The following is an 8,631-nucleotide window of genomic DNA, read 5'->3' as shown; positions in this document are numbered from 1 at the left end:
GTCAGTTCTTGCCGGCGAGGCGATCGTGATATTTAGCAAATATACTCTTCACTACGTCTACCGGGTCGCCTGCGGGCTTTGTTGCAAAGCCGTTGCCGGTAGTTGTGGCCCATTGCCACTCCCAGTTTTTCAGTTTCTCTTCCAATGCCGGCAGGTTGGCTTTCTTATGGGTTGTTATGCTGCTTTCTATAGCAGTAAAGAACTGCTCCCAACGTGGCTTGTAAAAGCTTTTTAATAATCCGGCCCATTGGCGATTGGAGTATTCGTGAAGCTCGCTGTTCTTGTCGCCCCACAGCGTAACAAGATCGCGAGCGTTGAACTCATATATATTCTTCTCGTCATCGGTTTCGCCCCAGCTTCGTGCATCGTCAATCCATTTGCCTAACAGAAATTCTTTGCGTGTGGCCACAACCGAATCAAGGTCATCGATCAGCGTTAAAAATTCCTGGCTATAGGTATGAAGGGCCGCTTTGTCTTTTTTCTGATAAGCCTGTGCTATTCGCTGTTGCAATGGCGAAGCATAATTGGCAAGTACTTGCCGGGTAACATCCACCAGGTCGTATGTAAAACTTTCGTTGGTATGGAAGGAGTCTGCAACCTGCACCAGCAGTTGCCATGCTTTAACAAGTTCCTGCGGGTCGTAGTCAAGCCTGGTGAGTACACGATGACCAGTGACCGAGAATGTTGGTCGCGCTACAATGATTGACTCTGAGGCTCCTTCACCGAGTCCGCCACTATATACTGTATTCTTCAATATACCCCATGCTTCGATTACAGCAGCATTATTGGCCCCATAGCGTCTGCGTGCATAGCCCTTCAACCAGTCGTCTACGTTGACGGGTTCATTACGCCAGACATTCTCCAGCATCAATGCAAACAATGCGGGGTTTTGCTCGTTGCCTTCCGGAGTTAGTCCTATACCCATAAGCTTTCCGGCTTTAGGGTCGTGCAGAGCTGCTGCAGGGTCAGCGGCTACATTGCTCATTCTTCCAAACATACCTACATTGCCTCCAAAGTTTTGCAGCATATTCCATATCCACGGCTTGCCATAGTAGGCATCATTTGTCTTCCATACCGGGTGGCTCTCGCTATATAAATCAAGCACAATCATTTTGTCGTCAGGTATAGCCGCAAACAATGCCTGCATCTGTACCGGTTTCCAGAACTCATCATTATAGTGAAACATCCATCCTTGCATAACCCACACAGCCTTTGGATCAGTATTAGCCATTGAGCGATATACCTTTGCGCTGATATTGCTCAGGTATGTAGAGTCTGTTGTAGGAGGTACATTTTCATTGAATGTATCTGCAGAATAAAAATGATCGGTACCATACTCCTTTGTCTGTGCTTCCAGGAACATGGCACCGATCTTTTCAAACAGAGAATCTTCTGCATCGAGTATATATACATCGTTAAAGCCGGCTCCCCAGTTGGTCTTCTTGAGTTTCGCATTTGGAAACTTCTGAACGAATGTTGGCGGCACGTGCCCGGTAAATGCAGGAAGCACCGTAGTCATACCCAGCGATCGTTCACGGGCTACGATCTGCTTCTGCAAATCTTTGTGTGTATCCATCCAATGTTGAGGCAGTGGCCCGCCCCATCCATCTATATTTCCCATCCACAGCCATGAAAAGTAGGAAGGTCCGCTAAAGAATGCTTCGAGTTCTTTGTCTGTAAAACCAAGCTTGCGGTATACATCGCGCCATATTGCTTCTTCTCCGGTAAGCGCGAGCGGCATATTTATACCATTCAATGCCATCCAGTCTATCTCCTGTTGCCAGCGATCCCAGTTCCACCAGGCCATGGTATAGTTAAAAGTACAGTAGTTCAGATAGTAACGATACTTATAAGGCGTTACTTTGCGCACCTTGGTGGCCACAATCTGAAGCGGCTCCCCTAACTCTGCCTCCATATCGTTCCACGACATTTCCTGGTGACAATAGTTTTTCAGGTAGTAGTTTAACGCAGAAGCTACAGCCACCCCGTTGTTTCCACGCAACACGATTTTGCCGCTTGTACTTTCCAGTTCAAAAACATCAAAGCCATTCTCCTGGTCAATGTATTCAATTACAAATGCATTAGCCTTATCTTTTACCACACGCTTCAGCAATGCTGTAGCAGCATCATCCGGTTGTTTTTCTTTCTTTTCGGGAGCACATCCTGCCAGCAGTATAACAATGGCACCGAGGTACAGTATGGGTTTGAGCATCTTCATGAGGTGTAGGTTTTAATCTTTTCAAATACAGGCAAGTATACGTATACCATTACAACGATAACACGATTTATTTATAATCTCCAATAGGTTGCTGTAGAGAAAATGTAACGGCAATACTTCAGGCCCGTTTAAACACAGATTATCCATAATAGCAACCGGCTATGATTACGTGCCATATACCAGTGCCTCACACTCGTTTGTATTACTCTTATAAGCGGATTTGTTTATTAAAGCGTGTTTTTTGGAAGATGACGTGAACTGCATATTTGTGATTTGTGTTTTTTAACTTGTACTTGCATATATGAATCTTGCACCTTACATCGAGCATACCAACCTGAGTCCGACACTCACCATTGGTACTATAGATGCTTTGGTGGAAGAAGCAAAACAATTTGGCTTTCTTGGTGTCTGCGTTCCTCCTTTCTGGGTAAAGCGTGCCAGGCGCGAGATTGGCACTGCAAACATTATTCTGGTTACCGTTGCCGGATTTCCCCTCGGGTATAACATGACAGAGACTAAACTCGATGAGATCAAACGCGCTATCGACAATGGTGCAGACGAGATTGATGTAGTCTGGAATATATCTTCATTTAAAACACATCTTCCCTGGACGAAGATAGAAGTAGCCAAGTGCAGCAAGCTGGCACACGATCATCAAAAATTGCTCAAAGTAATTATTGAAACTGCGTATCTCTCCAATGAAGAGATTGTACAAGCCTGTAAGCTCTGTGCAGACGCAGGTGCCGACTTTGTAAAAACTTCTACCGGCTTTGCTGCCGGCGGTGCACGGGCAGAACACATCGCATTAATGAAAAACAGTTTACCACCTTCTGTAGGTATCAAAGCCTCAGGTGGTATAAAAACATTACAAGACGCAACCGGCATGATTGAAGCAGGTGCCACCCGTATAGGCACATCGTCAGCCGTTAGTATAATCCAAACCAACCAACTATTGAAAGTATAATGAGTCAGTTACTAGAAAAAATTTTCCCTGCGGAAAATGAAATTCCCGATGCTTACAAAATTTCAGAAACCATCGATCAGCGTGAATACCTGGTCAATGGAGAAATGAAGATCTGGAAAGGCAATCTTAACCCGGTGCTCAGCCCGGTATTTATCAAAGAAGGTAATTCGTATACCCAGAAAGTAATTGGCAGTACACCGCTGCTTACATCTACCGAAGCACTCGAAGCATTGGATGCCGCTGTAAAAGCATACGATCTGGGCCGCGGACTGTGGCCAACCATGAGCGTAACCGAACGCATTGAACACGTGGAAAATTTTCTGGCAGCCATGCGTGAGCAACGAACAGCCGTAGTAAAATTATTAATGTGGGAGATCGGTAAAACACTAAAAGATTCTGAGAAAGAATTTGACCGCACCTGCGATTATATAGTAGACACCATCAAGGCTTATAAAGATATTGATCGTAATTCCGCTAAGCTTATTGAAGAGCAGGGCTTCATGGCGCAGATCAGGCGCGTGCCGCTGGGAGTGTCGCTTTGCATGGGCCCCTATAATTACCCGTTGAACGAAACGTTCACCACCCTTATACCGGCCCTGATTATGGGTAACACGGTAGTATTCAAGCCGGCTAAATTTGGGGTGTTGCTTATCCGTCCGTTGATAGAAGCGTTCCGCGACAATTTCCCTCCAGGTGTTATCAACATTATTTATGGAAAAGGAAGAGAAACGGTAGGTGCTTTGATGGAGAGCGGCAAGATTGATGTGTTCGCATTTATAGGCACAAACAAAGGTGCTAATGATCTGAAGAAGCTGCATCCAAAACCACATCGGCTCAAAGCTATATTAGGATTGGATGCCAAGAACCCTGCTATTGTATTGCCGGATGCCGACATCGACAATGCTGTGAACGAATGTATCACCGGAAGTTTATCGTTCAACGGGCAGCGTTGTACAGCACTCAAAATACTTTTCGTGCACCGCTCTGTATTGGATGCATTCCTGGAGAAATTTAATGCTTCTATCAAAAAGCTGAAGCCGGGTATGCCGTGGGATACCACTACATCATTAACACCTCTGCCTGAACCTGGCAAGGTAGATTACCTGCGCGAGCTCGTGGAAGATGCGAAGAAACACGGAGCCAGCGTTGTTAACGAAAACGGTGGTGAGTATCTTAACTCATTCTTTTATCCGGCTGTAGTGTATCCGGTGAATGAAAAGATGAGACTATATTCTGAAGAACAATTTGGCCCGGTTATACCCATTGTACCCTTTGATGACGATGATGAAGCAATCGACTATGTGCTGGGTTCAAACTTCGGACAACAGGTGAGTATATTTGGAAGTGATTCCAAGCGTATTGCGCGATTGATCGATGCCTTTGTAAACCAAATGGGCCGTATTAACATCAATGCACAAAGTCAGCGCGGACCTGACACTTTCCCGTTCAACGGAAGAAAAGATTCAGCCGAAGGGACATTGTCTATTGCTGATGCCCTCCGCGTATTTTCCATCAGAACACTGGTGGCTACCAAGAGCACAGATACCAACAAACACATCATCAGCAATATTATCCGTAATCGCGAATCAGCTTTCTTAAGCACCGACTATATATTCTAGCTATATATTTTCCAGGCGATTACATTGCCATTTGATATTATAATGAGGTTGACACGGAAGTGTCGACCTCATTTTTATATAGTGATTATGAAATTCAGAACTGCAGGTATTGCAACCCGATGATCGTACCGAGCATCGAGAGCGCAATCAGCATGGTTATCATTTTACGTGTCATAAATTTCGTCATTAAAAAGCCACCGCCCATAAGGCAGTGGCTTAACTTTCTACCTTTAACCTTACTCCAAGACAAAAAGACCAACTTTATAAAGTCAAACCAATACAACGAATCGCCCGCAGCTATCGTTGACTATCGGAACAGATCGTTGAATTTTTCACCGATCTTTTTAAACTCTTCCCGCACGTTCTTCGCAGTGTTACGGGCACCTTTCCGGATGTCATCCCATGTATCTTCCGAAGAATTTTCAATTTTTGTCAGCTCCCGCTCTACGTTTTCGCGTTGCCGCTTCAATGCTTCGTTTGCTTCCTGCATACGCTCTTTACTTTTATCGGAAGCCCGATTGATTTTTGTATTTAGCGTATCCAGCTCACGATCTATATCATTACGAAGTTCAAGCAGCTCATTGCGGACATTATTCCGTTCTTCTTCAAATTTCTCCTTCGCAGTTTTGTCCGTAGACGCAGACGGAGGCTCACTTTTCGGGGCGTTACATGCTGTAATAGCGACAGTCGCTACCGCAATCAGCACGAATACGAAAAAAAGTCTGTCAAACTTTTTCATACGCATTTAACTAATATACATGATACATGCATATCGCCTTTCCGGACAGTGACCTACATTTCTTCGATTATCTTTCGTACTTCTTCTTTGCTTTTGCCAAGACGTTGTTGCAGGCGTCCGTACAATTCATCTTCTTTTCCGGAAGTAAAGGCAAGATCATCATCGGTAAGCTGACCATATTTTTGTTTAAGCTTACCCTTCACTTCATTCCATTTTCCTTTTAAATCGAGCGTTGTCATAACTGTATCGTTTAAGTTAGTTGGAAATAGTGCATAAAAACTCCGTGCCATACTATTCTGTTGCCGATGCCCAGAACCGCTATATATACTTTGTGTATCGCACTCCACAGGAGCCGGATGTTGCACGCTAATTATTACCTGGATGATAGATGCACTACAGGCACACCTTTATTAGCTGTAAATGCGAACACCCTAAACAATACAATTATGTTACGATGGACGTTGATCTTCTTAGTAATAGCAATTATTGCTGCTATTTTCGGTTTCGGTGGTATAGCTGCCAGTGCAGCATACATCGCTAAGGTAATTTTCTTTATCGCTATTGTAATCTTCCTGGTATCGCTCATTGCGGGATCATTCCGGAGAAATTAAAGACATGCCTTGGTAGTGCACCCTATGATTGGTAAAGGTATATACTTGACTTTGCCATCACATCTTTATTAAAGAGTCCGATGTAATCAAAATTGCATCGGATTTTTTTATACCCTATAATTCTACACTTTGCCTTGGGGCGTATTGCACTCGAGATTGCACTTATCACTCACACTCAGTGCTGTAGGTATTGAAAATAACCGATGGCATAATTATTTCTCAAAGCATTGCCAAAAAACTATTAATTGCTTATGAAAACAAATTGGAAACACATCTTGTTGGTTGCGGGGATATTGACAATAACATCTACCGTTACCTCCTTCGCCCAGGAGAGAAGAGCTGGTATCAAGGGCGGTTTAAACGTGAGTAACATGTACGTTGATGACGTAGATGATGAAAATGCCCGGTATGGTTTCAACGCCGGTCTCTTCGGTGAGATCATTTCCACAGAAGCTTTTGGATTGCAGGCTGAATTGTTGTATTCCACCAAAGGATCAAAGTTTACTACCTCGGGTATTATTGATCAGGAAACAAAATTCAATCTGAATTACCTTGATCTTCCGGTATTGGCCGTCTTCAAATTAGGCAAGTCGGTAGATTTACACCTTGGTGCTTATGGTTCTTATTTGCTGGGAGCAAACATTACTACAAGCGGCGATCTTGGTAACGGTACAAACAAACTTGACAAGGATAATTTCAAGTCATTCGACTACGGTCTTGTTGGCGGTATAGGCTTTAATTTCGGCCCTACACAGGTTGGCGCCCGCTATAATTATGGTCTTGCTAAAATTGCCGACAGCAGTACTGCCAGAAATCTGATCGGTGATTCCAAAAATTCATTTGCTCAATTATATATAGCTTTCAATCTTAATCATCAGCCAGAGTAAATAAGCTATATAATAATTGCCAAAGAAGGCCCGGCATAAACTCTATGTCGGGCTTCTTTATTTGATGCTCCATTCAATAATCTGTTCATTCTGCTTTGTCAACTTTGACCTAGGATAATCACTGGTGTACCTCTGGCCGTGACGATTCATTCCTGGTCAATTGATGTTCTCATGATTGTTTGTCGGTGCAAAAGTTGAGTTTATTGCTTTGCAAACCCGAGGCGCAGCTTGAGAACTGAGAACCCTTCGCGCGTCTGCATTTCGCTATGAAACTAAGCCGAATTAGCTGCGAGTTTGACCAACTGCATCGGGGTGTAAAGAATAATGTGAAAGGTTCTATGATAGGACAACGATTGAGAAAACAGCGCTGCGTATAAGTATCTCGGACAATATGAACGAGATAATCACAAACTGGCAAGCAAGTCAATCAATCTTTATTTACAACCAACTTAGGTCTCTTCTTCTTTCGTTCCATGCGTTCCATTCTTATCTCCCATCATAATACTCCAGGGCTTAAGAGAGTCAACATGGTCGGAAATTACTTTTAAAACCGCTACCCCTGGTATAGCCAGGAACATACCTGGTATACCACATAGCGCTCCACCTACCAATACGCCAATAATGGTTGTGAGGGCGTTGATTTTTACTTTCGACCCCACTATAAACGGCATCAGAAAATTATTATCAATAAGCTGTACAATAGCCAGTACAATGGCTACCCAAATTACATTTACAGGATCTGAAGAGGTGATTAAAGTAATAAGCATGCAAAACAAGTTGGCAACCAGCATACCCACATAGGGTACAAGATTCAGCAACGCCGATATCAAGGCCAGAAATATAGCATACTTGATACCCAGTATAATAAAACCGATCGAATTCAGAATAAACACAATGGTCATATCGATCAGTAAACCGGTAACATAATATTGTGCTACTGCCTGACAGCCGTGCAAAATTGAAATAATACGGTCTTCGCTTGCATCTTTTTCAAACAAGCCAATCAAAAATTTCCTGATAAGTTCTTTATAATAAAGCAAAAGAAAAGTATAGATCGGAATAAAAATCAGATACGACCCTATTTCCGTTAGGGATAGAAAAGTTTTCCCCACCAGTTGAGGGCCCGAAGTTGTAATCTCCTTGGCAGTATCTTGTATATATTCATTTTGCTTGCGAATACCAACATGAAAATTTCTGGAAATCCATTGTTTAATGTTCAATATCTGCTCCGCAATCTTTTTCTTGATCATGTCCGAATCATCAAGAAAATTCATGACCTGCGTTGTGAGAAAATAGAGTATACCGAATATCAGGACCAATGAAATAACGATCGATATAGCGATACTGGCACCCCGAGGCAATTTTTTGCGATCCAGAAAATTAACAACGGGCAGGAGCAATGCAGCCAGTAACATTGAAAAAAACAAGGGAAGAAGTATATCCTGTCCTATATATAACAATCCACCTAAAATGGAGAGACTAATCAGGTTCAAACTTAAACGCTTGTAAAAGGGGTCTGCATTGTTTTCAATAGTCATAGCGATAATTTTTTCTGTTTTTAACAGAACTGTAAAAGCTATGCCCCGAAAAGTT

Annotated in this window: 8 protein-coding genes; 4 read left to right on the top strand and 4 right to left on the bottom strand. The window is 43.1% G+C overall.

Translation table 11 applies throughout. The features are described 5' to 3' along the window. Position 1: 1 nt before the first annotated feature. Positions 2-2,218 carry an alpha-N-acetylglucosaminidase gene (locus V7Q33_RS03190; protein ID WP_333818879.1) on the bottom strand — a complete coding sequence of 739 codons (2,217 nt, stop codon included), beginning with the start codon at positions 2,216-2,218 and terminating at the stop codon, positions 2-4. Positions 2,219-2,519: 301 nt separating this feature from the next. On the opposite strand from V7Q33_RS03190, the gene deoC reads away from it, so the two are divergent. Both deoC and V7Q33_RS03180 read left to right on the top strand, forming a co-directional pair. After that, positions 2,520-3,182, top strand: coding sequence for a deoxyribose-phosphate aldolase (deoC, locus tag V7Q33_RS03185; RefSeq protein ID WP_333818878.1), 663 nt, complete (start codon positions 2,520-2,522; stop codon positions 3,180-3,182). Next, the gene (locus V7Q33_RS03180; protein WP_331981469.1) at positions 3,182-4,801 is read left to right on the top strand and encodes an NADP-dependent glyceraldehyde-3-phosphate dehydrogenase; all 1,620 of its coding nucleotides are present in this window, start codon (positions 3,182-3,184) and stop codon (positions 4,799-4,801) included. Before deoC ends, V7Q33_RS03180 begins: the two co-directional genes overlap by 1 nt. A gap of 307 nt (positions 4,802-5,108) precedes the next feature. Here V7Q33_RS03180 and V7Q33_RS03175 read toward each other — a convergent pair whose 3' ends face one another. Together V7Q33_RS03175 and V7Q33_RS03170 are read right to left on the bottom strand one after the other, a co-directional pair. Beyond that, on the bottom strand, positions 5,109-5,540 hold the full coding sequence (locus V7Q33_RS03175) for a hypothetical protein (protein WP_333818877.1): 432 nt from the start codon (positions 5,538-5,540) through the stop codon (positions 5,109-5,111). Between the two features lie 53 nt (positions 5,541-5,593). Continuing rightward, a complete protein-coding gene (locus tag V7Q33_RS03170) occupies positions 5,594-5,779 on the bottom strand; it encodes a CsbD family protein (RefSeq protein ID WP_331981463.1) in 186 nt (61 codons plus the stop codon). A 207-nt stretch (positions 5,780-5,986) separates the two neighbouring features. Here V7Q33_RS03170 and V7Q33_RS03165 point away from each other — a divergent pair, with 207 nt between their 5' ends. Both V7Q33_RS03165 and V7Q33_RS03160 read left to right on the top strand, forming a co-directional pair. After that, entirely contained in the window at positions 5,987-6,151 is a 165-nt protein-coding gene (locus tag V7Q33_RS03165; protein WP_331981460.1) for a DUF1328 domain-containing protein, read from the top strand. A 251-nt stretch (positions 6,152-6,402) separates the two neighbouring features. Then, the gene (locus tag V7Q33_RS03160) at positions 6,403-7,038 is read left to right on the top strand and encodes a porin family protein (RefSeq protein ID WP_331981457.1); all 636 of its coding nucleotides are present in this window, start codon (positions 6,403-6,405) and stop codon (positions 7,036-7,038) included. A 449-nt stretch (positions 7,039-7,487) separates the two neighbouring features. Here the strand turns inward: V7Q33_RS03160 and V7Q33_RS03155 are convergent, their stop codons facing one another. Continuing rightward, entirely contained in the window at positions 7,488-8,576 is a 1,089-nt protein-coding gene (locus V7Q33_RS03155) for an AI-2E family transporter (protein WP_331981454.1), read from the bottom strand. Positions 8,577-8,631: the final 55 nt, after the last annotated feature.

The sequence above is a fragment of the Ohtaekwangia sp. genome (genome assembly GCF_036786105.1).
In the GTDB taxonomy this organism is placed as follows: domain Bacteria; phylum Bacteroidota; class Bacteroidia; order Cytophagales; family Cyclobacteriaceae; genus Ohtaekwangia.
The sequence above is the reverse complement of the archived record's forward strand: the minus strand, read 5'-3'. Positions and strand labels throughout refer to the sequence as shown.

Excerpts from the sequence above, each read along its gene's own strand:
- V7Q33_RS03190 (WP_333818879.1), bottom strand. The coding sequence starts at position 2,218 with ATGAAGATGCTCAAACCCATACTGTACCTCGGTGCCATTGTTATACTG.
- deoC (WP_333818878.1), top strand. The coding sequence starts at position 2,520 with ATGAATCTTGCACCTTACATCGAGCATACCAACCTGAGTCCGACACTC.
- V7Q33_RS03180 (WP_331981469.1), top strand. The coding sequence starts at position 3,182 with ATGAGTCAGTTACTAGAAAAAATTTTCCCTGCGGAAAATGAAATTCCC.
- V7Q33_RS03175 (WP_333818877.1), bottom strand. The coding sequence starts at position 5,540 with ATGAAAAAGTTTGACAGACTTTTTTTCGTATTCGTGCTGATTGCGGTA.
- V7Q33_RS03170 (WP_331981463.1), bottom strand. The coding sequence starts at position 5,779 with ATGACAACGCTCGATTTAAAAGGAAAATGGAATGAAGTGAAGGGTAAG.
- V7Q33_RS03165 (WP_331981460.1), top strand. The coding sequence starts at position 5,987 with ATGTTACGATGGACGTTGATCTTCTTAGTAATAGCAATTATTGCTGCT.
- V7Q33_RS03160 (WP_331981457.1), top strand. The coding sequence starts at position 6,403 with ATGAAAACAAATTGGAAACACATCTTGTTGGTTGCGGGGATATTGACA.
- V7Q33_RS03155 (WP_331981454.1), bottom strand. The coding sequence starts at position 8,576 with ATGACTATTGAAAACAATGCAGACCCCTTTTACAAGCGTTTAAGTTTG.